Origin of the sequence: Guyparkeria sp. TX1, from assembly GCF_046523965.1 — a bacterium.
Taxonomy (GTDB): Bacteria; Pseudomonadota; Gammaproteobacteria; order Halothiobacillales; family Halothiobacillaceae; genus Guyparkeria.
Genome location: NZ_CP144142.1, coordinates 1,197,939 through 1,223,622 on the forward strand (window position 1 = coordinate 1,197,939; position 25,684 = coordinate 1,223,622).

Sequence of the window (25,684 nt, forward strand, 5' to 3'; positions counted from 1 at the left end):
CGTTTTTCTTGCGCTCAGGGCAAGTTTTATGACGTGGGCGGGTCGAGGTGATCGGCGATCTGCTGGTCGTTTCGCAGGCAGCGGGTGAGTTCGTCGAGCGGCATCGGCCTGGCGAACAGATAACCCTGCAGGATGTCGCACCCCCAGCCGACCAGGATGTCGCGCTGGGCCTCGGTCTCGATCCCCTCGGCGACCACCTTGATGCCCAGGTGGTGTGCCATCGAGATTACCCCCTGCACGATCGCCGCGTCGTCGGCGCTGTGTTCCACGCCGCTGATGAAACTGCGGTCGATCTTGATCTTGTCGATCGGCAGGTGCTTCAAGTAGCTCAGGCTGGAGAAACCGGTGCCGAAATCGTCGATCGAGACGCTGATGGTGCTGTCACGCAGCTGGTGCAGGGTCTCGATGGCCGTTTCGGTCTCGTTCATCAGGATGCCCTCGGTCAGTTCGAGTTCCAGCCGGTTGGCCGGCAACCCGCTGAGCTCGAGCATTCGCCGAATGGTGGCAAGGAAGTTGGGGCGATTGAACTGGATCGGCGAGAGATTGATCGCCATCCGGCCTTCGGCCATGCCGAGATCGGCCAGGGTCTTCATGTCACGACAGGCGCGTTCGAGGACCCACTCGCTCAGCGGGATGATCTGGCCGGTTTCCTCGGCGAGCGGAATGAAGGTGGCCGGCGAGATCCAGCCGTGAGTCGGGTGGTGCCAGCGCAGCAGGGCCTCGAGTCCGGCAATGCGGCGTTCCTCGCCCAGCACCAGCGGTTGGTAGAAGACCTGGAAGTCACCGCGCTCCAGCGCTTCCTGCATGTCGTTGCGAAGCCCCACCCGCTGACGCACCTGGCTATCGATTTCCTCGTTGAAGATCTGGCAGGTGTTGCGCCCCTGTTGCTTGGCCCGGTACATGGCCATGTCGGCCTGCTGGATCAGGGTGCCTGGATTCTGCATGTCCGGCTCGCTGATAGCGATGCCGATGCTCGCGCTCAGGTACAGCTCGTGCTCGTCGATGCGGTAGGGACGACCGATCTCCGGCAGCAGCCGCTCGGCGACCATCAGCGCCTCGTCCTCGCCGTCGATGTCGGCGAGCAGCGTGACGAACTCGTCGCCACCGAAACGAGCCAGCGTGTCTTCCGCCCGCATCTGGCCTTCGAGCCGGCGTGCCACTTCGATCAAAATCTTGTCGCCTATGGCGTGGCCCAGACTGTCGTTGATCGGCTTGAACTCGTCGAGATCGATGAACAGCACCGCCACCCGGGTGGCGCGACGGCGGGTGAGCTCGACGGTGTGCTGCAGGCGATCCTCGAACAGGGACCGGTTGCCCAGGCCCGTCAGCGCATCATGGGTGGCGTTGAAGGCCAGCTGGGCCTCGTAGGATTTGTGTGCCGAGACGTCGTTCTGCAGCCCGATGAAGTGAGTGACCTCGCCGTGCTCGTCTTCGACCGGGGCGATATGCAACTCGTTCCAGAACTGGGTGCCGTCCTTGCGGTAGTTGCGCAGCAACACGCGGACCGGCTGTTTCTTGGCCAGTCCCAGGCGAATCTGGTCGATGGCGGCCGGGTCGGTCTGTTCACCTTGCAGGAAGCGGCAGTTGCGGCCTAACGCCTCCTCGGCCCGGTAGCCGGTGATTTGGGTAAAGGCGGCGTTGGTGTAGACGATCGGCAGGTCGGGTTTTCTGGCATCGGCGATGATGACGCCATGAATGCTTGCCTCGACGCTGCGCTCGAGCGTGCGCAGGCGTCGCTCCTGGCGCTTGCGGATCGTGATGTCCTTGGCAATGCCATAGGCCGCCTCGATGCGGCCGTTGATCACCATGGGCAGGAAGGTGACGTCAAATTCGTGCCGGCTGGCGTCGTCGTGGGTGACGGTCAACTCGGCGACCTGGGTCCGTCCACGCAGGGTGCGATCAACCGCCTTTTGGATTGTTTGGCATTCGCTTGCGTCGATCAACTCGATCAACGACTGCCCGGAAAGCTCGTCGGAGGGGCGGTTGAGCATGGTCTCGGTGGCGTGATTGAACGTCCGGAGCCGCCCGTTGCTGTCCAGCGAGAACACCGCGTCGGGGTTGTAGGCGAACAGCGAACGGTAGCGTTGCTCGTTTTCCTCGAGGGCGATGCGATCGCGGTGACGCTCGATCGCCAGCGAGACCAGATCCGCCGCCCGGGCAATCTGGCGGCGATGGGTCTGAGACGGTATTCCCGGCACGCTGCGGTAGCTGGCAAAGGTGCCGAGTGCCTGGCCATCGGAGGATAGAAGGGGGTAGGACCAGCAGGAACGCAGGCCATTCTCGGTTGCCAGTTCGGCGAAACCGGCCCAGCGCTCGTCCTGGGCGATGTCCTCCGTGAACACCGGCTCCCGGCGGTGGGCCGATGTACCACAGGTGCCGAGGTCGGTAATCGGAATCATGGTCATGGCCGCCCGGTAGGCCGCATTGAGGCTGGGGGCGGCGGCGAGATGGAGGTTCTCGCCGCTCTCGTCGCTGAGCATGATCGAGCAGCGCGAGTCGGGATTATGCTCCTCCATCAACTCGCACACCGAGACCAGCGTGTGCTCGAGCGATTCGGAGTGCAGGATCATCTGCTGGATGATCTGCTGGGATTCGAGTTCGCGGCGGGCGGCCGACAACCGGCGGGTCTGCTCGAGCCGACTGAGCCCCAGCGCCAGCAACAGGACGACCAGGTGCGTGATCGCCAGACCCACCAGGGCGACCGCCGACGGCAGCACGGAGGCGATGGCCGGTTGTTGTCCATCCTCGAGATAACTGGTGGCCGTCAGGGAGGGGCCGAAGGGCAGCGTCAAATCCCGTTGCGCAAGAACTGTCTGATGGTCGTGCTGCGTCGGATCGGTGTAGAGCTCGATGTGGGCACCGTCGGCGAAATCGAGGTGTACGGCGAGCGGCTGGGTAGTCGGCCGCATCGCCCTCTTGAGCAAGTGGTTGAAATCGAGCAGGGCGAGAAATTGCTGTTCACGCCGTTGCGGATTGACCATGGGCACGGCAACGAGGCTGGTGCTGTTGCCATGGGACGGGGTGTCGGCCAGCAACAGCAATCGCGGAGAGGGTCGGGGCTCGGATAGCCAGTGTCGGGTGTCCTGCTGTGAAAGCAATTCGTCGAGCAGATCGCTGCCGCTGGGGCCACGGCTCGAATGCCACACCGCCTGCTGTTGATCGTCCAGCATGGCGATCACCTGCAGGCTTTCCATGTCCCGCATGTAGGTGTCTGCCTCGCGCTCGCGGATCGACTCGGCGGTGGGCAGGCGGCCGATCAACTGCCAGCGCTCGGCAAGACGTCCCAGCGTTCTGACGCGGTCGGTGAGTACCTGCTGACCGATACCTTCGACCTGGTCGAGCTGGGCCTCGCCAATGGCCTGCAGGTCGCGATTGTGAACCAAGGACAGCTCGTACCACGCCAAGGCCGCGAGTAGCGAGCCGACCAGGCCGGCTGTCACCGCGACGGAGCCCAGTTCCTTGAGGTCGGTTTGGCGCAGGCGGCTGGCGAGCAGCATTGCGCCGCCGAACAGCAGCGTGAACAGCACCGCCACCCAGGCGGTTGTCGACTGGAATTGGAGCCAGGGCGAATTGCCCAGCAGCATCCAGAACGCCGATATGCCACCCAGGAACAGCATCAGGGTGCCGACCCAGCGCCAGGGACGGCGGACCAGACGCGAACCACCGGGGATCATCAGGCAGATGGCAATGGCGATCAGCAGCAGGGCCGCTTCGACGGAGAGGTGATCGTGACCGCTGTGGATTGCATCCATGGCGGCGGGCGCGTGGATGCCATGGACGACAAGGCTGTAGCCCACCAGCAGCAGGAGCGTCCCGCCGGCCGCGGTGTGCAGCAGGCGCCAGCCTTGCAGGTGGGCCCCCAGACCGATGCCGGCAAGCAAGGCCGCCAGAGCGCTCTCACGGGGCAGGGGCAGGCCCAGAGGCCCCGGGCTGGTGATCAACAGTGGCGCGAGCAGGCCCACCGTACCTATCGTCAGGCACGCGGCTACCACCATCAGCAGGTAGGACTTGGTCAGTAACGGGCTGTCGGCGGCGGGCGTCATCTGGTCCTGGGAGTGCACCGGTGGTTTATTGGATCTTTTCTTGGTGCGTACACCTTGGATCGGGGCAACCCTTCCAAGGCAGTCGCGCGGTGCTCCGGGGGCACGGCTAAATGTTGAGCCACGCTAATTGTTTGTCGGCCTGGACTCAAATCAAAGTTTTTTGATGGGTTATTGGTACCGATGGCCTCAGTGGCGGCTTGGGCGCTTAAATCCAGCGGCGGGTACGGGCGCGGTAGGCGGAATAGCCGGCACCGAATCGCTGCGCCAGGGCCCGCTCTTCACCGCGGATCTGGAAACGGTCGATGAACCAGACGAACGCGCCAACCACGACAAGCCCGGCCGGGTGACTGAACCAGCAGACCACGCCGGCGAGCAGCAGCGCATCGCCGAGGTAGATCGGGTTGCGACTAAAGCGGTAGATGCCGCTGGTGACCAGATGGCGGGTGCGTTCGGGGTGGATCGGGTTGATGGTGGTGTGCGCCTGCCACAACGAGATCACCGCGGCCAGCATCAGCGCGCCGCCGCCAACGAACAGTACGCCGGCAAGCCAGGTCAGCCAGGAGCCGTCAAGCGTGGCGGCGGGCCAGGCCTTCGACAGGGCGTAGACGAGGGCGATGCCGATGAGCAGGACGACCGGCGGGGGTATCAGCTTGGTAAGCATGGCAGGCCTTCTACCGCGGATTGAGGAATGTGTCTGTTCGCAGTCTAGTGCGCTCGCGACCGGAATGACATCCTGCGGTGCTTGGCGTGGTTTATACGTGGCGGGCCATGGCCTAAAGTCGGTAGCAGATTCGTTGAGGACTTCCCTTGACCACGAACACGCCGGTAACGGTGTCGGACCGCGTGTATTCAAGGAAACCTCATCTAAACGTTCCCGAAGAGAGGATCGCCATGTTGTCCAGACTCAAGAGCCGCTCGGTATTGCTGACCGGTACGGATGTCGAGAGCAAGCGAGAAGCGGTGCGCGCGTATTTCCATCGCACCATGGATATCTACGAAAACCTGTTCGAGGTGCTTACCGACGATCAGGCCTTCTACGAGCGGCCCGAGCCGCTGCGCCACCCGCTGATCTTCTACTTCGGCCACACGGCCACCTTCTACATCAACAAGTTGGTCACGGCGAAGGCGACCACGCGCATCGATCCGACGCTGGAGGGCATGTTTGCCATCGGTGTCGACGAGATGAGTTGGGATGACCTCAACGACGCGCATTACGACTGGCCCTCGGTCGAGCGCGTGCGCGATTATCGGCGCAAGGTACGCGAACGGGTCGATCAGTTGATCACGGAGCTTGACTGGAGCCCGCCGGTGCGTTGGGACGACCATCCCACCTGGTCGATCTTCATGGGCATCGAGCATGAGCGTATTCATCTGGAGACGTCTTCGGTGCTGATTCGCCAGCTCGACCTCGAGTGGGTGCGCCCGCACGACGACTGGCCGATCTGCGACACGGCCGTGGCCGAACCGGCGGCCGCGCCGGTGAACGAGTTGCTCGACGTCACCGGTGGCACCGTGGTGCAGGGCAAGTCGCACGATGCGCCCCTGTACGGCTGGGACAACGAATACGGCCGTTTGGCGACGCACGTCGACACCTTCCAAGCCAGCCGCATGCAGGTGTCCAATGCCGAGTTCCTCGCCTTCGTCGAGGCCGGCGGCTACGAGACGCCCGAGTGGTGGACCGAGGAGGGGCGCCGCTGGCTGGATTTCCGTGGCCCGGCCCATCCGATCTTCTGGGTGCCGCGGGGTGACTCCTGGGGCTATCGGACCATGACCCGCGAGATCGACATGCCCTGGGACTGGCCGGTGGACGTCAACTATCTCGAGGCCAAGGCCTTCTGCAACTGGCTCGCCGAGACCACCGGCAAGTCCATCCGCCTGCCCACCGAACCGGAGTACGAGCGCCTGCGCCAGGTGGCCGGCGTGCCCGACGAGCCCGAATGGGGCGAGCGGGCGCCGGGCAACATCAACCTCGAATACTGGGCCTCGGCCTGCCCGGTGAACCGATTCGCCCAGGGCGACTTCTATGACGTGATCGGCAACGTCTGGCAGTGGACCGAGACGCCCATCGACGCCTTTGAGGGCTTCGAGCCGCACCCGATCTACGACGACTTCTCCGTGCCGACCTTCGACAACCAGCACAACCTGATCAAGGGCGGCTCGTGGATCTCGACCGGCAACGAGGCGACGCGTGATGCGCGTTATGCCTTCCGCCGGCACTTCTTCCAGCACGCCGGTTTCCGCTACGTCGAGGGCGAGCCGGTACGCCCGCCGGCCTCCAAGGACGAGAGCTACTACGAGACCGACGCGCAGCTCGCGCAGTACTGCGACTTCCACTACGGTCGCTCGTACTTCGGCGTGGCCAACTTCCCGCGGGCACTGGCCGAGTACGCCCTGCGCCAGATGGAAGGGCGCAACCACGGCGCGGCACTCGATATCGGCTGCGCCACCGGTCGGGCGACCTTCGAGCTCGCGCCACACTTTGACTCGGTCACCGGGCTCGATTTCTCAGCGCGCTTTATCCAGATCGCCCAGGCGATGCTCGACGACGGCCAGATCGCCTACGCGCTGCCCACCGAGGGTGAATTGACCGAGGACCGGGCCGCCTCGCTGGCCGCGTTGGGCCTGGACTCGCGCGACAACATCGACTTCTGGCAGCAGGATGCCTGCAACATGAAGCCGCACTTCACCGGCTACGACCTGGTGCTCGCGGGCAACCTGATCGACCGGCTCTACGACCCGGGCAAGTTCCTCGACGACATCGCCGGGCGCATCAATGCCGGCGGCCTGCTGGTGCTGGCCTCGCCCTACACCTGGCTCGAGGAGGTCACGCCGCGCGAGCGCTGGCTCGGTGGCTATATCGATGAGGATGGCCGACCGGTGAGCACCCTCGACACGCTGCTCAAGCGCCTGGAGCCGAACTTCGAGCTGGTGGGCGAGCCCGCGGACATCCCGTTCGTCATCCGTGACACGGCACGGCGCTACCAGCATACGGTCAGTCAGGTGACGGTCTGGGCACGCCGATGAGTGCGCGCCAACCGTCGACCGATTTCACCCGCCTGGCCCAGTACCCGGGCTCGGGTTGCGAGAAGTACGATCGCCGCGGCGAGATCTTCGGCCGTGACGACGTCATCCCGCTCTGGGTGGCGGACATGGATTTCCCGGCGCCGGACTTTGTCACCGAAGCCCTGGCCGAGCGGCTCGCCGACGGCGCCTTCGGCTACGCCAAGCCCACCTCCGAGCACGTCGAGGCGATCACCGGCTGGCTGGCCGGTCAGCACGACTGGCCTGTCGGTCCCGAGGCGATCGTGCCCGTGCCCGGCGTGGTGCCGGCGATGGCGATGGCGATCCGCGCCTTCACGAGCCCCGGGGCGCGCGTCATCATTCAGCCACCGGTGTACTTTCCGTTCTTCCAGGTGGTGCGCGACCAAGGGCGTGAACTGGTCGAGAACCGGCTGGTCGAGCGCGACTCGCCGGACGGCAGTCGGCGTTACCAGATGGATTTCGAGGCGCTGGAACAGCAGGCACGGGACGCCGAGATGCTGTTGCTCTGCAATCCGCACAATCCGGGCGGACGGGCCTGGAACGAGGCGGAGCTCGGCGAGGTCGCGGCCATCTGCGCCCGCCACGACGTGATGGTGATCAGTGACGAGATCCACATGGACCTGACCTACCCGGGCATCCGGCACACGCCCTTTGCCCGGGTGGCCGATGCGTTCGGCTGTCGCTGGTTCACGGTCACCGCGCCGGGCAAGACCTTCAACACCGCCGGCATCGGCGGTGGCTATGCCGTGATCCCCGATCCCCAGGTCCGCAAGCGCTTCGATCGCGAGTGCCGCGGGATGCACCTGGGTGAGGGGTCGGTGTTCGGGCTGACGGCGTTGAAAGCCGCCTACACGCAGGGCGCCCATTGGCCGGCCGAATTGATGCGGCACGTCGCCGGCAATCGCGACCGGGTGATTGAGGCGGTCCGCGATCTACCGATCGAGCCGATGGCACCCGAGGCCACCTACCTGTTGTGGCTGGATTGCCGCGGCATGGGGCTGTCGGACGCGGCCTCGGACCCCGAGGATCGGGCACTGCAGCGCTTCTTTATCGACGAGGCGGGGCTTGGGCTGAGCCAGGGCATCATCTTCGGCGAGCCGGGTCGCGGCTACATGCGCATCAATCTCGCTACGCCGACGCGTGTCATCGATCGGGCCATGGCACAACTGCGCGAGGCCTGGGAAAAGCGGATGGCGAGTCGGCAGAGGCCCGCCTAACGACTTCTCAGGCCAGAGTGGCCTAGTCGCGCAGTCGGGCGTCGAGGTGATCGACGGCCTCGGCCCAGTCGGCGTCATCGGCCAGCGATTCGCGCAGGAAACGGCGCTGGTTCTCGTTCCAGAACGGCGCCTCGCTCAATACCACCTCGCTCGGCAGGGGAGAGTGGCGATCGATGAATGCCTCGATGTCTTGCTCGCTGGCATCCAGGCCGAGCTGTTCGAACAGTTCACTCAAGGGGTGAAACGGTGGCTGCATGCGATCTCCTCCGAATGGTCGGTGCCGGTCTCTGATTTGGGTTTGCCTCGGGATTTTCCTCGGTCCCGCCCCGATTCTAGTCACTTTTTCCGGGGGTGACCCGGACGTCTATACTTCGCTCCTTTGCCCGGAGTAAATCGTCCATGTGGCCCGAGTATTTCCTGTTTCTTCTCAAGACGCTGACGCTGACGGTTGCCGTGATCTTCGTCGTGGCCGCGGTGGTGTCGGTCGTGGCGCAGGCGCGCAATACGCAGGCCGGCGACAGTCGACTCAAGCCGTTGAAAATCCGCCGTCTCAACGACGAGATCGAATCCCGCAGCAAGCAGTTGCGCGAGGCGCTGAAAAAAACCGACGACGGCTGGAAGGCCAAGTGGGCCAATCTGCGCCAGCGGTTGCCCGGTGGCAAGAAGAAGGACGAGGGCGAGGCGCGCGCGGCTACCGAGGACAAACCGGCGAAAGTGGCCGAGGACAAGGGTGAAACGGATGCGTCGTCACGCACCTTCGTGCTGCGTTTCCACGGTGACATCCGTGCCTCGGCGGTCGAGGCCCTGCGCGAAGAGGTCAGCGCCGTGCTGCAGGTGGCCGAGCCGGGTCGTGATCGGGTGCTGTTGGTGCTCGACAGTCCCGGTGGCGTGGTGCCGGGGTACGGGCTTGCCGCCGCCCAACTGGCGCGTCTGCGCAGTGCGGAAATCGAGTTGATCGCGGTGGTCGACCGGGTCGCAGCCAGTGGGGGCTACATGATGGCCGCCGTGGCCAATCGCATCGTGGCCGCGCCGTTCGCCATCGTCGGCTCGATCGGCGTGGTGGCCCAGCTGCCCAATATCCATCGCCTGCTCAAGCGCAACGACATCGACGTCGAGCTGCACACCGCCGGGCAGTACAAGCGCACACTGACGTTGCTGGGCGAGAACACCGAGGCCGGGCGGGAGAAATTCCGCGAGGAGCTCGAGCAGACGCACGTGCTGTTCAAGGATTTCCTGAATCGCTATCGGCCGCAGCTGGACCTGGAGAAGCTCGCCACCGGTGAGCACTGGTACGGCGAGGATGCGCTCGAGCTGGCCCTGATCGACGAGATCGGTACCAGTGACGATCTTGTCCTGGAGGCGGTGAAACAGGGCGATGCCTTCGAGATTACCCAGCCGATGAAAAAGCGCGGCCTGCTCAGTCGCCTCAACGCCTCGGCTCAGGCGGTGCTGAGCGAGTGGCGCCACCCGCTTTGAGCCGAGGGGCGAAAGCCCCGTTGCCCGAGCTGTTACTACTTGCCCGTTCCCTGCCGATTGGCCTGGAACTGGGCGAGGATCTGGGCGTAGGTCTCGCTCACATCGCGGGCGAAATGGTCGATGGCGTGACGCCGTGCGGTGCTGACGGCCCGGTCGGCCATGGTCGCTCGCAGGGCATCGTCCTCGATCAGCCGTTGAGCCGCCGTGGTCCAGCGGTCGATGTCTTCGGCCGTCTTGAATCCGTTGCTCTCGTGGTTGACCACGTCGTCGATGCCGCTGGAGCGCACGGCAATCACCGGCATGCCTGCCGCCATCGCCTCGAGGATGACCATCCCCTGGGTCTCCGACTTCGAGGCGAACACGAACGCCTCACCCAGCTGGTAGTAGCGCGCCACCTCGTCGGGTGAAACCGCCCCAACCAGGGTGACCACCTCGGTCAGGCCAAGCGCGTCGATGCGCGCCTGCAGGCGCTCGCGCTCGTCGCCATCACCGATGATCAGGCAACGGAATGGCTGATCGCTGCGCCGGCGCAACTCGTCCATCGCCGAGATCAGGAAATCGATGTTCTTTTCCCGCGAAAGCCGCGAGACGCTTACCAGCACGCGCTCGTTCGGGGCAATGCCTTGTTTGAGGCGCAGGGCCTCGACGGCCGCGGGTTCGTCGGCCTGGAACCGGTCGAAATCGATCCCGGTCGGGTGCACGTAGATCGAGGCGGTCACCCCGATCACCCGCAGGTATTCCTCTGCCGATTCGGTCGGCACGATCACCCCGTCGCAGCGATTGGCGAATCGCCGGATGGCGGTGTGTGCGATCAGGTTGCGGAACAGTGGGCCCGGCAACGGCACGAAGTGCGAGTAGTGCTCCAAGCGGGTGTGGTAGGTGAACACCGTCGGCACCTTCAGCCGGCGGGCATGCCATTGCGCCGCCCAGCCGAGCCAGAAGGGGTGGTGGATGTGGATCAGGTCGGGCGAGAAGGCCTTGAGTCCGCGGCGAATGCGCGGCGAGACCGGGTTGGCCAGCCGGAATTCACCATTGCGGCCCATGGTCAGCAGGGTGGGGATGCGGACCACGTCGCTCTCCCGGTCATCCTGGTCGGCGTAGCTGGGCGCGATGATCCGCACGCGGTGGCTTAAATGTTCCAGCCCACGGCGCAGCCGGTCGATGGAGATGGGCACCCCGCCGATGAACGGCAGGTAGTTGTTGGTCACCATGGCGATGGCGAGCGGTCGCCCCGTCCAGGGCGAGGTGTCCAGGTCGTAGTTTCGGTAGTAGTCGCGCTCGACGAAGATCGTGCTGTAGAGCTTGATCGCCAGCAGGATCAGCAGGCCGAGCACCAGCAGGAAGTTCAGGTGGCCGACGTAGAACAGCGAGTGGATGAAAAACCACAGGCTCTCCAGCGTCTTGAAGACCTGGTGTTGGCCGATGTCGAGCCGCTCGACCGTGATCGCCACCTCACCATCACCGGTCTTCACGTCGACGTAGTGATAGAAGCTGGTCTCGTCGTTGAGCACCAGGCCGCCGGCCCCGCCGGTGACCACGTAGCGGACCCCGTCGCGTTGCTGTTCGTCGAACAGGTGCAGGTTGCTGGAGAACACCGCGTCGACGTCATGCGCGCGGAACAGCGAGTGAAGCCGGTCGCGGAAGGCCTCGTCGGTGAGGTACTGGTCGTCGAAATCGAGCGGGCTTTTCTGGGTGGTGCGGAACATCGGGTGGCCGATGAACACGAAGCGATGCGCGGCCGACGGGTCGCGCAACTGCTCCCTGAGCCAGTGAAGCTGGAAGGGGTAAGTGTCCGGGTCGGTGCTGTCGAGGAACAGGAACTGGCTGCCGCCGGCGCGAAAGCCGAAGAAGTACGGCCCGAAGTGCTCGTAGTAGTTAAACGAACCGAAGGCGCCGCTCTCCTTCTCGCCCACGGTGAGCAGGTAGGGCATTTCCAGATGCGAGAGGGTGCGGTACAGGGCTCGATACTTGTCCTCGCCGCCCCCACTGACGGCGTTTCCCGCCGAGACCACGAAATCGAACCCGGCGCGGTTGAGCCGCGGGACCATCTTGCGTTCGAACAGGCCGACCGAGTTGTTGATATTGCCGACGACGGCGAAATGCAGCGCGTCGTCGGCCGGGTCACCTGCTCGATTCTGGATACGCTCGATCTGCTCGGCGTGGACTGCGTGGTAGGTGGTCTCGAAGATCGAGAGATACACCCGGTAGCCCACCAGCAGCAGGATTGCGGCCAGCGTCAGGTAGAAGGCCAGCTTGAGCCGGTGCGGCGTCAGCTTTTCCGACAGCCGGCTCATGAGACGCCTCGTCGGGTGGCCGCAATCTCGCGCTGGGTGACGAGCAGCCCGATCAGCATGCCCAGATAAATCGTCAGCGCCCGCCAGGCGACCGTCACCAGCACCAGGTGCGAGGCGGTCACCACGTCACGGAAGAAGTAGCCGAACACGCCCTCGGCAATGCCCGAGGCGCCCGGCGTGGGGGAGAAATACATCACGAAGGTGGTCATCACCATGCGGCCGATCACCAGCCAGTAGTCGAAGCCGTAGCCCAGGGCCCAGAACAGCAGGGCGGGGAACGAGAACAGGGCCAGCAGGAAGATGGCCGTGAAGACGAACGAGGCGGCGATATCGAGCCAGCGTCCCTGGAAATAGCGCACGAAACCATGGGCGAATCGCTGCAATTCGCGCACCAGCCGATGGCGCCAGCGCCAGTGCCGTTGCGGGCTGATCAGGTGCAGGGCCCGCAGCGCCTTGAGCGCAGCCAGCATCGGTCGCAACAGCCAGTTGCTGCGCATGACCAGGATCGTGAAGAACCCCAGGTAAAGCACGACGGACACGCTCAGGGTAATCACCAGCGAATCGCTCTGCGCTGCGCCTTCCGCGCCTGGGAGCGTGACCAGCAGGATCGGCGTGGCGCCGAAGATGAACAGCACGGCCAGTGCCGTGCGTATCGTGGTGGCCGTCAGCCCGGTGCCCACCGGTACGCCGCGCCGGCGCATGAACCACACCTGGGCGACTCCGCCACCGGTGGCCAGCGGCGTGATGTTGGAGACGAAGATGTTGAGAAACACCAGCCGGGCCATCGCCGATAGCGGGATCGAGTGGCCTAGTGCGCGCAGGGTGAACCACAGCCGCAGGCCGTCGGCGGCGAAGTAGACCAGGAGCAGGGCGAGGCTGGCGAGGATCAGCTGCCATCCGAGCAGGCGGGCATCCCAGTGGATCTCGTGACCGGCAACCTGCGAGTACACCGCCCATATCCCGGCGGCGCTGAGCCCGATGAACAGCAAGGCGAACCACGCCAGTCGGCGGCCGCGGAAGGCCGGCTCGTCCTGGATCTCGAAGCGTTCGGGGTGGTGGTGAGGGTCGGTCATGTCGCCTGGGGGGCTCGTCGCCGGCCCGGCCGGCTGGCGTCGGCACGGTAGGCAAGTGTGGCAGACACAGAAAAACCCGCGCGAGGCGGGTTATCCGTGACGTACATCAGTGTTGGAGGCTGGACCCGGAGTCGAACCGGGGTAAACGGATTTGCAATCCGGTGCATAGCCACTCTGCCATCCAGCCGAAATCTGGAGCGGGAAACCGGATTCGAACCGGCGACCCCAACCTTGGCAAGGTTGTGCTCTACCAGCTGAGCTATTCCCGCTTGAGGGGGCGCAATTTTCATCAGGAACCGCCCCCGTGTCAAGTCGTGCTTCGACGCGCCGCATGGCGCATCCCGGTCTGGGTGATCTGCCTCATGGCCGGACCGGGTTCAATGCCGCCGCAGTCGAGCCAATAACCAACGCTGCAACATACGGTTGCGCGATTGACGTGCCCGGTTACACTCGGTGCGGTCGGCCTGCAGGCAGGAGGCCGGGTGACGCGAGTCGTGCAGTTCCGCCGAGCGGGCATCCAGGTAGATGCGCACGCGCAGGGTCACCGGACGCTGGTGCGAATCGAGCACTTCGTGGTCGGTGAGTGCCATCTCCAGTGTGAAGCGCCCTCGCTCGGTCACCCGCGCGACCACCGAGAAACCCAGGGTGAATTCATCGCCCGAGGTCAGGCGCCGCAGGTCACCGAGCAGGCGGCGAATCAGGATATAGTTCTGCTCGTAGAGATCCATCAGCTGATCGAATGGATCGTGTTGGATGGAGTAAGGAGTACCGGTGTTGAGATTCATGTCCGCCAGTGTAAGGAAGCTCTGCGTGAATAGGAATGCTGCGCGGCGAATGGTCCGCCGAGGGTCGCCCGGGGCGGTCAGCCCGCTCGCTGCCACCGTGCTGTGCTCCCTGCTGACAGCCGGCGCCGCCGTGGCGGATGTCTACAAGTACCGCGATGCCCAGGGCGTGGTGCACCTGACCAACGTGCCAAAGCAGTCGGCCGGGGAGCCCTACGCCCTGTGGCGCAAGAGCGAGGCGACCAAGCCCAAGGGATGGCAGGACGGCTACCGCGTCATGCCGCGGCTGGTGCACGATCGTTACGTCGAACCGGTCAATCGGTTTGCCGGACTGTACGGTGTCGACCCGACGCTGATCCGCGCCGTCATCCATGCCGAGAGCGCCTTTCGACCCGAGGTGGTTTCCCCCAAGGGGGCCGGCGGGCTGATGCAGCTGATGCCGGCAACCGCGGCGCGCTTCGACGTGGTCGACCGCTTCGACCCCGAGGACAACATCGCCGGCGGCGTGGCCTATCTCGCGCTGCTGCTCGAGATGTTCCAGGGAGATCGCGAACTGGCGGTGGCGGCCTACAACGCCGGCGAGGGGGCGGTGAAGCGTTACGGCGGGATTCCGCCCTACGATGAGACGCGCACCTACGTCAAACGGGTCATGCAGCTACAGGCGGCCTACGCCGGCGCCGGATAAGACCATGTCATCCGACGAGCGACCCACCCGTCCCGAGCCGCCCGACCTGGCCGAAGAGGAGAGGCGGCTGGCGGCGTTTCTGGCAGGCCAGTCGGCCCTGGTGCTGGCCGTCGTGCCCGACGAGGACAGCCTGCCGGAGATCGGCAGCCTGCCGTTCGTCCAGCATGACGACGCCTTTTGGGTGCTCGCCAGCAAACTGGCCGCCCATACCCGTCCGCTGCTGGAACGCGGCGTCGCCCGCGTTGCCCTGGTGGCCGACCAGTCGGCCACCCGCAATCCCTTCGCCCGCGAACGCGCCCACTGGGCGGCGCGGGTCGAGGCTGTCGACCGCAAGGACGAGCGCTTTGCGGTCATCACCGCCGCCCTGAAAAAGCGCCACGGGAAGACAGTGGAACTGCTGTGCGGGCTGGGCGATTTCCACCTGCTGGGTCTTCGCCCCGGGACGGGGCGCTACGTCAACGGTTTTGGCAGCGCGTTCGAGTTGGACGGGCTCACGGTTTGCCAGCAGCGGCGGCGTTAGCGCAGCAACTCGATCGCCTCGTCGATGACGTTCGGGTCGTCCGCGCGCCGGGGTGATTGCTCGCTCAGGTGACGGCGGTAGGCACGCGCGCCGGGGCGGCCCTGGAACAGGGTCAGTATCGGCTTGATCAGGGTGGGCAGACGGGTGCCGCGGGCGATCTCGGCTGCCGCGTAGTCTCGATACGCCAGCAGCGCAGCCAGCCGGTCGGCGGTTTTCCCGTCGTCGAACAGGGCCGCATCGATGTCGGCCAGCAGGCCGACGTTCTGATAGGCCGCTCGGCCGACCATCACGCCATCGACCTCGGCGAGCGCGGCGCGCATCGCCTCGATCTCCGTCAGCCCGCCGTTGAGCACCACGGTCAGGTCCGGACGTTCCCGCTTTAATCGCGTGGCGAACTCCGGTCGAAGGGGTGGCACGTCGCGATTCTGCTTGGGTGAAAGCCCCTTCAGCCAGGCCTTGCGGCTGTGGACGATGAATACCTCGGCACCACCCTGGTCGGCGACGATGTCGACGAATTCACGGAATTCATCATAGGTTTCCTGGTGATCGATGCCGATGCGGCTCTTGACCGTCACCGGCACGTCGACCGCCTCGCGCATGGCGGTAACGCACTCGGCTACCAGTGCCGGCTGCGCCATCAGGCAGGCACCGAACGCCCCGTTCTGTACCCGGTCGCTGGGGCAACCCACGTTGAGATTGATCTCGTCATAGCCCCAGTCGGCACCGATCCGCGCCGCCTCGGCCAGGGCCTGGGGATCGGAACCACCCAGTTGCAGGGCGACCGGGTGCTCGCTTTCATCGAAACGCAGGTGCCGTTCGACATCCCCGTGCAGCAGCGCGCCGGTGGTCACCATCTCCGTGTACAGCCGTGCGTGCCGGCTCAGCTGGCGGGCGAGAAGCCGGTAATGCCGATCCGTCCAGTCCAGCATCGGGGCAATGCAGAAGCGCCAGGGGCTGGGCGACGGCGTCGGGGCAGGGGCGGTTGATGGGCTCGGATCGGTCATGACGGCGGTTCGCTCTCTCAGGGAGCGGCATTGTAGCGGGGGTAATGCCGAACGTCAGGGCAGTAAGGCCTTGATGATGGCGCTCAACCCGGCGATCGCCGCGATGCCGAGAATGATCGGACGCAGCGCACCGAACGGGATGCGGTTGACCAGGTGCCCCGAGGCCAGGAAGCCGGCCAGTGTGCCGGGCAGGAGGGTGGCGAACAGCCACCACTCTCGGGTACCGATGAAACCACTGAAGAACAGGGCCACGGCACTCGCCAGGCTCGCGAACAGGAAGAAGGCGGAGAGATTGGCCCGCACCAACGGCCCCTGCTCGTTCTGGTAGATCAGGGCGATTGGCGGCCCACCCACGGCGGTGATGGTGCCCATGTAGCCCGAGGCGGCCCCGGCGATCACGCTGTTGCGCGGATTGAGGGCCGGATGGATGCCGACCACGCTCAAGACAACGGCGAGCAGGATGAGGATGCCGAAGGCGAGTTCGAAGCCCCGCGCGGTGAGCAGCGCCAGGGTCACGACGGCGAGCAGTGTGCCGACGATGTCGCCACCAATGGCGAATCGCACCGGGCGGAAACTCAGACTCGAGCGGCTGCGCCACAGGATCAGGACGGTCAGCAGCACGGCGTTGAGGATCAACGGGCCGGGCAGGAACAGCGGGCTGATCAGAAACAGCAACGGCGCCGATAGGGTGCCGATGCCGTAGCCGGCCAGCCCCTGCAGAAAGGCGCCGGCGAAGATGGCGAGGTTGGCCAGCAGCAATTGAAGAAGGGTGATGTCGTCCACGGGGCCTCGCGAGGGGCTGGCAACGAAAAATCCCCGGCGGGGCCGGGGATGACGGAACCGTTGGGCCATCGCTCACGCGATGGGGCCAATGGCCGATTGGATCAGGCGTAGGTGTTGATTTGACCGCCGACCGGACCATCGCTGGCCGCGGTGCTGGTCTGGCCACCACTCTGGCCGATCGACTCGATCAGCGGCGCCATTGCCTGCTCCTGCGTGTCCATCGCCTGTTTCTGTACGCGCACACCCACTTCCTGTGCCAGTTGTGCGTTCGCCATGGCAGTTTGCATGCTGCCGGCGGCGGATACCGAGTCGGCCATGATGCCTCCTCCGTCGAAACGTGAGTTTATGGGCATATCACTAGCCGTGAATATGCTCGACGCACGATCAGTGTACGCTGCTCCGCCTTTGAATTCACCTTCGCCAAAACGGCTTTCTGGCGCCCTTTGCATAAGGGTTCGCTAATTTGCGTGGGCAGGCTAAAGGTTTGCCTGCTTCGGCCGAAAAATCGATCGAAAGAAATTATCGCAAGTCATCGGTCTCAAGGAGTCGTAATGAACCGGCTGAACAACACCACCAAGATCCTTCTGGCGTTTGCCGTGTCCGCCGTGCTGTTTATCGGCGCACTCGGCTACGCGCTGATCCAGATGGACTCCGTCTCGGCGGAATACAAGCGCGTACAACTGGAGGACAACGCCCGTGTCGAGGCGTTGCAGGACATCATGAGCAACGGCCTGCTGGGTGGTGTGGCGACCCGAAACAAGGTCTTCCGTCCCAATCTCGAGGCGGCGATCAAGGTCGCCGGCAAGACCGACGAAGTGGTGCGTGCCGCCTTGGTCGAGGCCCGTTCGCTCACCTCGGCGGACAACGCCGAGGCCCAGGGCCTGCTCGATGACATCGAGACCCGCTGGGAACGCGTCATGGCGGCCCGCTTGGCGGTCTTCGACCAGGTCGATGCCGGCAATATCGAGCGCGCCCAGCAGATCCTGGTGCAGGACGAGCATCCGGACTGGCAGCAGATCCGCAAGAACATCCAGTCGCTGATCGCCACGGCCAAGGAGCGCGAGGATGCACGTACAGAGGCGGCCGAGGACCACATGCTCGAGGCGCGCGCGGCCACCTTGTTCATCGGTGCCGTGGCACTGGGCGTGGGTATCTTCCTGCTGGTGCTGGTAATGGCGACCTTTACCCGCCGCATCCATCGCGTGATTCGCGCCATGGAGGACATTGCCGAAGGCGAGGGTGACCTGACCCGCCGACTGCCGGTGACCGGCAACGACGAGTTCGCCAAGCTCTCCCGCGCCTTCAACCGCTTCGTCGAGCGCATCCACAACCTCGTCCACGAGATTACCGATTCGACTGGCCAGCTCGCCGCCTCGGCCGAGGAAATGTCGATGATCACGCGCCAGTCGCGCGAGAGCACCCACGAGCAGAACGAGCAGACTCAGATGGTGGCCTCGGCGATCGAGGAGCTGACCGCTACCACCCGCGAGATCGCCGAGAACACCAACCAGACCGCGAGTGCCTCCAACGAGACCGAGGAGGTCACGCACAACGGTCAGCAGGCCCTCAAGCGCTCGATGGATACCGTGCATGAGCTGATGGGCTCGATGCGCAACACCGCCGAGTCGATCGGCGAGCTCGAGTCGCAGACCAAGGACATCGGCAAGGTGCTCGACGTGATCCAGGGCGTGGCCGAGCAGACCAACCTGCTGGCCCTGAACGCGGCTATCGAGGCGGCCCGAGCCGGCGAACAGGGCCGGGGCTTTGCGGTGGTGGCCGAAGAGGTGCGCAACCTCGCCAGCCGCACGCAACAGTCCACCGAGGAGATCAAGGGCATCATCGACGGCCTGCGCGAGCGGGCGCATCGGACGGTCGAGGCAATGGAAGTCAGCCAGTCACAGGGCGAGGCGACGCTGGAGGCGGTCAACGAGACCGACGAGTCGCTGGATGCGGTGGTGCGCCACGTCAATCACATCAACGAGATGACCATGCAGATTGCCACCGCCGCCGAGGAGCAGTCGGCCACGGTCGAAGAGGTCAATCGCAACCTCGAGCGCATCCGCGCCAAGAGCGAGGAGCTCGACGATGCCTCGCAGCAGGTATCCACCGCGGGTGGTGACCTCACGCGGTTGTCGGCCAACCTCGACGGGCTGGTCAATCGCTTCAAGACCTGAGGCGATATCGACGTCATGAACGTACGAAGGCCGGCAATTCAAATATGCCGGCCTTTTTCGTTGCTGTTGTGATGAGGGCGCTGGTTACCGCGGTGCGGGGTCTTCCCGTCAGAGGGGGCTGCGGCCCAGACGTCGCACGAATGGCAGGCGTCGCCAGAGGCTGGGGCGGGTATCGGTCAGATCCCGACAGGTCTCGCACTGGCCGGCGCGCGGGCGCCGAGCGGTGAGCGGTTCGACCCGCATTGGTGATGGTCCGCAACCCGGCTCCCAGGCCGAGAGCGGTTCCTCGTGGATCATCACGTCGGCACCGGGGAAGGTGCGTAGCAGCTTGGCCTCGATCTCGTCACCGATCTGGTGCGCGCGGTTGAGATCGATGTGATTGTCGAGATACAGGTACAGCTGGATGATCATCGTCTGCCCGGCCAGGCGGGTGCGGATCTGGTTGACGGCATGCACCGACGGGTGAGCCGTGGCGATCTGCGCGATGCGCATCTCGGTGCCGTCGAGCACCTCCCGGTCCATCAGGTGATCGAGTGCCTCCCGGCCGACCTTCCACGCGCTGTAGAGCACGAAGATGCCCACCAGGGCACCGAAGATCGGATCGATCCAGTTCAGGCCATAGCCGGCGAGGATCAGCACGGCGATGGTCGAGGCATTGACCAGAAAGTCCATGCTGTAGTGCGAGGCGTCGGCCTTGATCGCCGGCGAGCGCGTTTTGACGATCACGTAGCGTTGGAAGGTGATCAGGGCGAGCGTTGCCACCATCGAGAAGATCATCACCGCCACGCCCCACTCGACCGCGTCGATCTCTTGAGGACGAATCAGGCGCTGCAGGGCCTCGATCAGCAGAAACACGCCGGAGCCGGCGATGAAGGTTGCCTGGGCCAGGGCGGCCAGTGGCTCGGCCTTGCCGTGCCCGTAGCGATGGTCCTCGTCGGGCGGCTGCAGCGCGATGCGCACCGCTACCAGCGTGACCAGCGAGGCGAGCAGGTCCATGGTCGAATCAATCAGCGAGGCGAGCATGCTCACCGAGTTGGTGGTGATGCTCGCCGCGAGCTTGAGCGCGATCAGCGTCAGGGCAAGCGTCACCGAAGCGGTGGTGACCATGCGCAGCAGCTTGGCGTGTGGATTGTGCATCGGGTGATCGTCGCCTTGTCGGGGTCGCGGTCAAGCCTCGCTACCGGCGGGTTGCCCCGTCGGCGGGAAAGTTAGTCAAGACTAATACCGAACTGAATTGGTACCATTTTAATGCAGCCCGGCGACGACCGCCAGTCCTTCCATTCAGGGCGTCAATGCGAGCTTGCCGGCTGTGTCTGCAAATTGCGGCGAAACCGCCTCCCGATGCGCCGTGCTTGGGCGCTCCGGCCGGCTCGTCTACCATCGTGACACTGCCTCACTCGCCGGGCGGCCCCCGGCGGTGGCCCCAAAATGAAAGGCCCCAACGGTTATGGCCAACGACTCCCAGGCTGATCGCTCCATGGCTGATCCATCCAAGGCCGATTCATCGACGGCCCACGAGAAATCGACCACCCCGTCTCTCGCGGGCTGCCCGGTTACACGCATCGGCATTACCGGCCTGTCCGGTGCCGGCAAGTCGACCCTGATCACGGCCATCATCAATCACCTGGAGAATGCCCGGCGCGGTGCGCTGTCGGAGCAGTCCGGCCTGGCAGCGATTCGCCACGGTCGCTGGCACCGCGAGATCGAGCGCGCCTTCGATTACGACCACGCCCTGACCGCATTGACCGGTCAGCCACCGAGCTGGCCCGAATCCACCCGCGACTGGTCGATTGCCCGCCTGACATTGGATTACGATCGGCGTTGGTATTCGCTGCGGCCACGGCGACGCTGCCTGGAGTTGTTCGACTACCCGGGCGAATGGCTGCTGGATCTCTCCCTACTCGATTGGTCGTTCGCCGAGTACAGCGCCCACTGGCACGACTGGCTGGCACGTAGCCCGCGCCGGGAGATCGCGCCCGGGCTGCTCGAGGAATTGCAGGCAATCGATCCCGCCGCGCCGCTCGATCCCGAGCGATTGGAGGCGTTGGCCCGTCGCTGGTCGATGATGCTGGCCGATAGCCGCCTGCCGCCGCATCGCCTGTCGCGCAACCTGCCGGGTCGCTGGCTGATGCCGGGCGAGGGCTTCGATCCGGATGCCATGCCATTCCTGCCCCTGCCTGGCGTCGGGGCCGATGCGTCGGTGGACTACCCCGAGGGCTCCTGGGGCGAGGTCTGCCAGCGTCACTTCACCTACTACCGCGACCGGATCGCGCGGCCGTTCTTCGAATCCCATTTCGGTCGACTGGATGCGCAGGTGATCCTGGTCGACCTGCTCGGGGCGCTGCGCAGCGGTCGGTCGGCACTGTCGGACATGCGCGCGGCGCTCGAGTCGATCCTCGAGCCGTTTCGCTACCGCGACGGTCACTGGCTGGGCAACCTGTTTGCCCGCCGTATCCGCCGGGTGGCGATCGTCGCCACACAGATCGATCACCTGCTGCCCGCCGACCAGGCGCGCCTGACCCGGCTGCTCGACAGCTACCTGTTCGAGTTGACCCAGCGGCTGGCCGGCAAGGACATCGAGCTGCGCCTGTTCGCCGTGTCGGCGGTCACCGCCGCGCAGCCGCGCGAGGATGCGCGCGGTCGCCCCATGCTGGTCGGTACCGAGAAGAGCTCGCGGCAGAAGATCGCCTTCACCCCGCCGGCCATCCCCGAGCAGATGCCGCATGATCTGGACTTGGCCATCGACGACCTGCCCACGCTGGCGCCGCCGTCCGGTCTGGATCGGGCCCGGTCGTTCCCCGGCCGGCGAGTCGATGCCCTGCTCGATTTCCTGATCGGCGAGTCCTGAGCGCCGATCAATGAACCCACGTATTCACACAGACAGTCTCCGGAGCTTTCAATGAGCGATGAGCAACCACCCCGAGGTGGTCACCTGGCCACTCGTATCCACGCCCAGGGGAATTCGGTGCCGGATATCGATACCGAGGCCCTCTATGACGAGGAGTCGGCCGAGGAGATGGCCGACCTGCTCGAACCCCGACGGGGTTTTCCCTGGGTAGCGACCCTGTTGGGTGTGGTGGCGGTCACCTGGGTCACCATCAACTGGTTGCAGGCAATCTGGTGGGCGCACGCCGCTCATCCGGCGCTGGGCTGGGTGATCTTCGCCATCGGGGTGGTCGTGGGCGGGGTTGTTCTGGCGCTGGTCTGGCGGGCCTGGCGCCAGCGCCACCAGATCGATGCCATCACCCGATTGAATCGTCGACTGGCGCAGGCCGAACGCGAGGGCGAGATGGGCGAGTCGGTGGTCGAACTGCGTGAAGCGGCCGAGCACCTGCTCGCCGACAACCCGCTACGACGGACCTTCGAGGGGGCCCTGCTCGGTATCGATGCCGGCAGCCACGCCACCGAACTGGTGGTGGCGCTCGAGCGCGCTTACGCCGACCAGGATGCCCGTGCACGAGCCCTGATCCATCGCGAAGTGGTGCGTACTGGCCTGTTCATTGCTGCCAGTCCCTATCCCGCGCTCGACTTGTTGTTGGTGGCTTGGCGCAATGCGCGAATGGTCAATGCCATCGCCCGCATCTACGGGCTGACGCTCTCGTTCCCGGCCCGCTTGCGCCTCTATCGCATGATCCTGCAGAACATGGCTTTTGCCTCGGCCACCGAGACCGTGCTCGATTCGGCCAGTGAAGGTTGGGCCTCCAACCTGATGGTCAACCTTGGCGCCAGGGCCGGGCAGGGCGTAGCTGTGGCGCTGTATTCGCTGCGCATCGGTCGGCAGGCCATGCGTGCGTCCCGCATCGCCCCGGAGCACAAGCCGCTGGTCGACCGCAACCTGGCGAAACTGATCCTCGGCGCAATCCGCGAGCGCTCGTCGTCGGCACGATAGCCGGCAATCATCGGAGGGCAGGGGATGGAACAGCGATTGAGCGTGATCACCCTGGGCGTGTCCGATCTGACCCGCTCACGGGCCTTCTACGAACAAGGGCTTGGCTGGACGGTCGGTAGTGCCGCAGAGCAGGCCGTGTTCTTCCAGCTCAACGGCCTCATCCTGGCGCTCTACCCGCGCGAGGCGCTGGCGATGGATGCTGATGTGGCGGCCGAGGGCCACGGTTTTGCCGGGATTGCCCTGGCGCACAACGTGCGTCGGCGGGAGGAGGTCGACACGGTGCTGGCCATGGCCGAGCGGGCCGGCGGGCGGATCGCCAAGCCGGCGCAGGCGACTTTCTGGGGCGGCTATTCGGGCTACTTCGCTGACCCGGACGGGCACCTCTGGGAGGTGGCCCACAACCCGTTCTGGGGGCTGGATGCGGCGGGCAACGTGTCGCTGGCACGGGGACGGGGACGGGACGAGTAATGGCGGCGGAGAACGGGTGGTGGCTGCTGATCGGCGGGACCGTGCTGGTACTCGTCGCCTTGCTGCTCTCGGGCATCGATCCCCATGATCGAGTCACCTGGGTGCTCGAAGTCGCCCCGGCGGTGATCGCGCTGCCGATCCTGTGGTTCACGCGCAGGCACTTCCCGCTCACCCCCTTGCTCTACACGCTCGTCTTCCTGCACGCCCTGGTGCTGATCTACGGCGGCGCCTACACCTACGCCCGCGTGCCACTGGGCTTCGAGATCCAGGCCTGGTTCGACCTGTCCCGCAATCCCTACGACAAGATCGGGCATTTCTTCCAGGGACTGGTGCCGGCGCTGCTGGCCCGCGAGATCCTTATCCGAGGCCGCTTTGCCACGGGTTCGTGGATGGTCGGTTTTCTCGCGATCTGCGTTGCGATGACGGTGAGTGCCGTCTACGAGCTGATCGAGTGGGGCGCCGCCATGGTCGCCGGTGGCGGGGCGGTCGAGTTTCTCGGCACACAGGGCGATCCCTGGGATGCCCAGTCGGACATGGCGTTCGCGCTGCTCGGGGCATTGGTGGCGCTCACCACCTTCGCCCGGTGGCATGACCGGCAGATCGGGCGGCTTGCCGGTCGCGGTGGCCGAGACCCGCTCGCTACTTGAGCTGGCGGGCGATGTCCATGGCCGCGTAGGTGAGCACGCCGTCGGCGCCGGCACGCTTGAAGCTGGTCATGGTCTCCATGATGCACTTGTCCCAGTCGAGCCAGCCGCGCTCGGCGGCGGCCTTGAGCATCGCGTACTCGCCGGAGACATGGTAGGCGAAGGTCGGGACCTCGAGTGTTTCCTTTACCCGGTAGATGACATCCAGATACGGCATGCCCGGCTTGACCATCACCATGTCGGCACCCTCGGCCAGATCGGCGGCGACCTCGTGGAGGGCCTCGTTGCCGTTGGCCGGGTCCATCTGGTAGGTGGTCTTGTCGGCCTTGCCCAGGTTGGCCGCCGAGCCGACCGCGTCACGGAACGGGCCGTAGAAGCTGGAGGCGTACTTGGCGCTGTAGGCCATGATGCGGGTGTGGATGTGCCCGGTCGCTTCGAGGTTCTTGCGGATCGCGCCGATGCGCCCGTCCATCATGTCCGAAGGGGCGACGATGTCCGCACCGGCCGCCGCGTGGGACTCGGCCTGGCGAATCAGCACCTCGACGGTCTCGTCGTTCAGCACGTAGCCGGAGGCATCGATGATGCCGTCCTGGCCGTGGGTGGTGTACGGATCGAGGGCGACGTCGGTCATGATGCCCAGTTCCGGGAAACGCTCCTTGAGTGTCCGCACGGTGCGCTGGACCAGTCCGTCCGGGTCGTAGGCCGCCTCGGCGTGCTCGGACTTGGCTTGCGGCGGGGTGACCGGGAAAAGGGCCAGCACCGGGATGCCCAGTTCCAGTGCCTGCTCGGCCAGCCGCGAGAGGTTCTCGATACCAAGTCGCTCGACGCCCGGCATCGACTCCACCGGTTCGCGCCCGTTCGGGTCCTCGAGCACGAACACCGGCAGGATCAGGTCGTTGCTCGAGACCGTGTGCTCCTGCATCAGGCGACGGCTGAAGGCATCGCGGCGCATGCGGCGTGGGCGATGGGCGGGGAAGGCGCGCGAGAACGTCATGGACGGCTCCGGTTGGCGTTGCTGAATGAAGGCCCGTTAGGATAGCAAAAGGGTCTCGTCGCTCGTGGCGAGGCCTGCGACAAGCAGGAGGGAGGCATGTACGAGTTCACGTTTCTGACGCCGGATCGCGGCGCGGGGTTCGTCAAGCGTCTCGAGGCCGAGGGACTGTCGGTTCGCATGGCGCGCGACCCGATGGCCGAGGAGGCCACGACCATCTCGATTCCCGATGACATCAGCGATGAGCTGGTCGATCGGATCGAGGGCTGGTACGAGGAGGAAACGCAGGCGGCCGAGGCCGAGTTGTTCCGTGACGGCCGGGCAGAGGCGGCCATCTCCGCAGGGGTATGGGTGACGCTGGCGGACGGCCGGTCGAGCTTCGCCCCGATCGAGCCCTCGATCATGAGCCGGATGCTGTCGGTTCTGAGCCCGGATGAAGTGGGCGAGTTCGTCGACCGGGTGGCCAAAGCGGTCGAGCATCCCGACGATACCCCGGCCTGCGCGCGCCGCGAGGACTGAAAGCCCACGAACAAATCGCAAGGCGTTGTTTTCCCGGCAACGTGGTGCGAATGATGGCCTACCCTTTAATCGAGGGACAT

At 65.3% G+C, this 25,684-nt stretch carries 22 protein-coding genes and 2 tRNA genes; 11 read left to right on the plus strand and 13 right to left on the minus strand.

Annotated elements, in window-relative coordinates; genetic code table 11:
• Positions 1-26 precede the first annotated feature (26 nt).
• A complete protein-coding gene (locus tag VWP12_RS05605) occupies positions 27-4,043 on the minus strand; it encodes an EAL domain-containing protein (protein WP_410473321.1) in 4,017 nt (1,338 codons plus the stop codon).
• A 205-nt stretch (positions 4,044-4,248) separates the two neighbouring features.
• Entirely contained in the window at positions 4,249-4,704 is a 456-nt protein-coding gene (locus VWP12_RS05610; RefSeq protein ID WP_410473322.1) for a methyltransferase family protein, read from the minus strand.
• Between the two features lie 230 nt (positions 4,705-4,934).
• Here VWP12_RS05610 and ovoA point away from each other — a divergent pair, with 230 nt between their 5' ends.
• Positions 4,935-7,067: a 5-histidylcysteine sulfoxide synthase gene (gene ovoA, locus VWP12_RS05615; RefSeq protein WP_410473323.1), complete on the plus strand. Its 2,133-nt coding sequence runs from the start codon at positions 4,935-4,937 to the stop codon at positions 7,065-7,067.
• Complete coding sequence (locus tag VWP12_RS05620; RefSeq protein WP_410473324.1) at positions 7,064-8,302, plus strand: MalY/PatB family protein; 1,239 nt, start codon at positions 7,064-7,066, stop codon at positions 8,300-8,302. The genes ovoA and VWP12_RS05620 overlap by 4 nt, the downstream gene beginning before the upstream one ends.
• A 22-nt stretch (positions 8,303-8,324) precedes the next feature.
• Here the strand turns inward: VWP12_RS05620 and VWP12_RS05625 are convergent, their stop codons facing one another.
• Entirely contained in the window at positions 8,325-8,558 is a 234-nt protein-coding gene (locus tag VWP12_RS05625) for a DUF2789 domain-containing protein (protein ID WP_125198333.1), read from the minus strand.
• 143 nt (positions 8,559-8,701) lie between these two features.
• Here VWP12_RS05625 and sohB point away from each other — a divergent pair, with 143 nt between their 5' ends.
• Complete coding sequence (sohB, locus tag VWP12_RS05630; protein ID WP_410473325.1) at positions 8,702-9,778, plus strand: protease SohB; 1,077 nt, start codon at positions 8,702-8,704, stop codon at positions 9,776-9,778.
• A 35-nt stretch (positions 9,779-9,813) separates the two neighbouring features.
• Here the strand turns inward: sohB and VWP12_RS05635 are convergent, their stop codons facing one another.
• The 5 genes from VWP12_RS05635 to VWP12_RS05655 all read right to left on the minus strand — a co-directional run bounded on the left by VWP12_RS05635 (position 9,814) and on the right by VWP12_RS05655 (position 13,930).
• Positions 9,814-12,072, minus strand: a complete 2,259-nt coding sequence (locus VWP12_RS05635) for a glycosyltransferase (protein ID WP_410473326.1) — start codon at positions 12,070-12,072, stop codon at positions 9,814-9,816.
• Positions 12,069-13,145: a lysylphosphatidylglycerol synthase transmembrane domain-containing protein gene (locus VWP12_RS05640; RefSeq protein WP_410473327.1), complete on the minus strand. Its 1,077-nt coding sequence runs from the start codon at positions 13,143-13,145 to the stop codon at positions 12,069-12,071. The genes VWP12_RS05635 and VWP12_RS05640 overlap by 4 nt, the downstream gene beginning before the upstream one ends.
• A gap of 113 nt (positions 13,146-13,258) precedes the next feature.
• Positions 13,259-13,332: transfer RNA gene (locus VWP12_RS05645), tRNA-Cys, on the minus strand.
• A 6-nt stretch (positions 13,333-13,338) separates the two neighbouring features.
• Positions 13,339-13,414, minus strand: a tRNA-Gly gene (locus tag VWP12_RS05650).
• 108 nt (positions 13,415-13,522) lie between these two features.
• On the minus strand, positions 13,523-13,930 hold the full coding sequence (locus VWP12_RS05655; protein WP_410473328.1) for a DUF1249 domain-containing protein: 408 nt from the start codon (positions 13,928-13,930) through the stop codon (positions 13,523-13,525).
• Between the two features lie 49 nt (positions 13,931-13,979).
• Here VWP12_RS05655 and VWP12_RS05660 point away from each other — a divergent pair, with 49 nt between their 5' ends.
• Positions 13,980-14,612, plus strand: coding sequence for a lytic transglycosylase domain-containing protein (locus VWP12_RS05660; RefSeq protein WP_410473329.1), 633 nt, complete (start codon positions 13,980-13,982; stop codon positions 14,610-14,612).
• A 4-nt stretch (positions 14,613-14,616) separates the two neighbouring features.
• On the plus strand, positions 14,617-15,132 hold the full coding sequence (locus tag VWP12_RS05665; protein ID WP_410473330.1) for a hypothetical protein: 516 nt from the start codon (positions 14,617-14,619) through the stop codon (positions 15,130-15,132).
• On the opposite strand, the gene dusA is transcribed toward VWP12_RS05665, so the two are convergent.
• The 3 genes from dusA to VWP12_RS05680 form a co-directional block, all read right to left on the minus strand.
• Positions 15,129-16,136: a tRNA dihydrouridine(20/20a) synthase DusA gene (gene dusA / locus VWP12_RS05670; protein WP_410473331.1), complete on the minus strand. Its 1,008-nt coding sequence runs from the start codon at positions 16,134-16,136 to the stop codon at positions 15,129-15,131. The genes VWP12_RS05665 and dusA overlap by 4 nt on opposite strands.
• A gap of 54 nt (positions 16,137-16,190) precedes the next feature.
• A complete protein-coding gene (locus VWP12_RS05675) occupies positions 16,191-16,919 on the minus strand; it encodes a sulfite exporter TauE/SafE family protein (protein WP_410473332.1) in 729 nt (242 codons plus the stop codon).
• 101 nt (positions 16,920-17,020) lie between these two features.
• Positions 17,021-17,236: a YjfB family protein gene (locus VWP12_RS05680; protein WP_410473333.1), complete on the minus strand. Its 216-nt coding sequence runs from the start codon at positions 17,234-17,236 to the stop codon at positions 17,021-17,023.
• A 234-nt stretch (positions 17,237-17,470) separates the two neighbouring features.
• Between VWP12_RS05680 and VWP12_RS05685 the strand changes: the two genes are divergently transcribed.
• Positions 17,471-19,093 carry a methyl-accepting chemotaxis protein gene (locus VWP12_RS05685; protein WP_125198354.1) on the plus strand — a complete coding sequence of 541 codons (1,623 nt, stop codon included), beginning with the start codon at positions 17,471-17,473 and terminating at the stop codon, positions 19,091-19,093.
• Positions 19,094-19,201: 108 nt separating this feature from the next.
• On the opposite strand, the gene VWP12_RS05690 is transcribed toward VWP12_RS05685, so the two are convergent.
• A complete protein-coding gene (locus VWP12_RS05690) occupies positions 19,202-20,230 on the minus strand; it encodes a cation diffusion facilitator family transporter (protein ID WP_148097303.1) in 1,029 nt (342 codons plus the stop codon).
• 340 nt (positions 20,231-20,570) lie between these two features.
• Between VWP12_RS05690 and VWP12_RS05695 the strand changes: the two genes are divergently transcribed.
• The 4 genes from VWP12_RS05695 to VWP12_RS05710 are packed head-to-tail and all read left to right on the plus strand — an operon-like array spanning position 20,571 to position 24,097.
• Positions 20,571-21,941 carry a YcjX family protein gene (locus VWP12_RS05695; protein ID WP_410473334.1) on the plus strand — a complete coding sequence of 457 codons (1,371 nt, stop codon included), beginning with the start codon at positions 20,571-20,573 and terminating at the stop codon, positions 21,939-21,941.
• 51 nt (positions 21,942-21,992) lie between these two features.
• Positions 21,993-22,982 carry a DUF697 domain-containing protein gene (locus tag VWP12_RS05700; RefSeq protein ID WP_410473335.1) on the plus strand — a complete coding sequence of 330 codons (990 nt, stop codon included), beginning with the start codon at positions 21,993-21,995 and terminating at the stop codon, positions 22,980-22,982.
• Between the two features lie 24 nt (positions 22,983-23,006).
• On the plus strand, positions 23,007-23,450 hold the full coding sequence (locus VWP12_RS05705; RefSeq protein ID WP_410473336.1) for a VOC family protein: 444 nt from the start codon (positions 23,007-23,009) through the stop codon (positions 23,448-23,450).
• On the plus strand, positions 23,450-24,097 hold the full coding sequence (locus tag VWP12_RS05710) for a DUF2238 domain-containing protein (RefSeq protein ID WP_410473337.1): 648 nt from the start codon (positions 23,450-23,452) through the stop codon (positions 24,095-24,097). The genes VWP12_RS05705 and VWP12_RS05710 overlap by 1 nt, the downstream gene beginning before the upstream one ends.
• On the opposite strand, the gene hemB is transcribed toward VWP12_RS05710, so the two are convergent.
• Positions 24,090-25,088 carry a porphobilinogen synthase gene (gene hemB, locus VWP12_RS05715; RefSeq protein WP_410473338.1) on the minus strand — a complete coding sequence of 333 codons (999 nt, stop codon included), beginning with the start codon at positions 25,086-25,088 and terminating at the stop codon, positions 24,090-24,092. The two genes, VWP12_RS05710 and hemB, sit on opposite strands and share 8 nt — an antisense overlap.
• Before the next feature lie 96 nt (positions 25,089-25,184).
• Between hemB and VWP12_RS05720 the strand changes: the two genes are divergently transcribed.
• Positions 25,185-25,604, plus strand: coding sequence for a hypothetical protein (locus VWP12_RS05720; RefSeq protein WP_410473339.1), 420 nt, complete (start codon positions 25,185-25,187; stop codon positions 25,602-25,604).
• The last annotated feature ends 80 nt before the right edge of the window (positions 25,605-25,684 follow it).

Excerpts from the sequence above, each read along its gene's own strand:
- VWP12_RS05605 (WP_410473321.1), bottom strand. The coding sequence starts at position 4,043 with ATGACGCCCGCCGCCGACAGCCCGTTACTGACCAAGTCCTACCTGCTG.
- VWP12_RS05610 (WP_410473322.1), bottom strand. The coding sequence starts at position 4,704 with ATGCTTACCAAGCTGATACCCCCGCCGGTCGTCCTGCTCATCGGCATC.
- ovoA (WP_410473323.1), top strand. The coding sequence starts at position 4,935 with ATGTTGTCCAGACTCAAGAGCCGCTCGGTATTGCTGACCGGTACGGAT.
- VWP12_RS05620 (WP_410473324.1), top strand. The coding sequence starts at position 7,064 with ATGAGTGCGCGCCAACCGTCGACCGATTTCACCCGCCTGGCCCAGTAC.
- VWP12_RS05625 (WP_125198333.1), bottom strand. The coding sequence starts at position 8,558 with ATGCAGCCACCGTTTCACCCCTTGAGTGAACTGTTCGAACAGCTCGGC.
- sohB (WP_410473325.1), top strand. The coding sequence starts at position 8,702 with ATGTGGCCCGAGTATTTCCTGTTTCTTCTCAAGACGCTGACGCTGACG.
- VWP12_RS05635 (WP_410473326.1), bottom strand. The coding sequence starts at position 12,072 with ATGAGCCGGCTGTCGGAAAAGCTGACGCCGCACCGGCTCAAGCTGGCC.
- VWP12_RS05640 (WP_410473327.1), bottom strand. The coding sequence starts at position 13,145 with ATGACCGACCCTCACCACCACCCCGAACGCTTCGAGATCCAGGACGAG.
- VWP12_RS05655 (WP_410473328.1), bottom strand. The coding sequence starts at position 13,930 with ATGAATCTCAACACCGGTACTCCTTACTCCATCCAACACGATCCATTC.
- VWP12_RS05660 (WP_410473329.1), top strand. The coding sequence starts at position 13,980 with ATGGTCCGCCGAGGGTCGCCCGGGGCGGTCAGCCCGCTCGCTGCCACC.
- VWP12_RS05665 (WP_410473330.1), top strand. The coding sequence starts at position 14,617 with ATGTCATCCGACGAGCGACCCACCCGTCCCGAGCCGCCCGACCTGGCC.
- dusA (WP_410473331.1), bottom strand. The coding sequence starts at position 16,136 with ATGACCGATCCGAGCCCATCAACCGCCCCTGCCCCGACGCCGTCGCCC.
- VWP12_RS05680 (WP_410473333.1), bottom strand. The coding sequence starts at position 17,236 with ATGGCCGACTCGGTATCCGCCGCCGGCAGCATGCAAACTGCCATGGCG.
- VWP12_RS05685 (WP_125198354.1), top strand. The coding sequence starts at position 17,471 with ATGAACCGGCTGAACAACACCACCAAGATCCTTCTGGCGTTTGCCGTG.
- VWP12_RS05690 (WP_148097303.1), bottom strand. The coding sequence starts at position 20,230 with ATGCACAATCCACACGCCAAGCTGCTGCGCATGGTCACCACCGCTTCG.
- VWP12_RS05695 (WP_410473334.1), top strand. The coding sequence starts at position 20,571 with ATGGCTGATCCATCCAAGGCCGATTCATCGACGGCCCACGAGAAATCG.
- VWP12_RS05700 (WP_410473335.1), top strand. The coding sequence starts at position 21,993 with ATGAGCGATGAGCAACCACCCCGAGGTGGTCACCTGGCCACTCGTATC.
- VWP12_RS05705 (WP_410473336.1), top strand. The coding sequence starts at position 23,007 with ATGGAACAGCGATTGAGCGTGATCACCCTGGGCGTGTCCGATCTGACC.
- VWP12_RS05710 (WP_410473337.1), top strand. The coding sequence starts at position 23,450 with ATGGCGGCGGAGAACGGGTGGTGGCTGCTGATCGGCGGGACCGTGCTG.
- hemB (WP_410473338.1), bottom strand. The coding sequence starts at position 25,088 with ATGACGTTCTCGCGCGCCTTCCCCGCCCATCGCCCACGCCGCATGCGC.
- VWP12_RS05720 (WP_410473339.1), top strand. The coding sequence starts at position 25,185 with ATGTACGAGTTCACGTTTCTGACGCCGGATCGCGGCGCGGGGTTCGTC.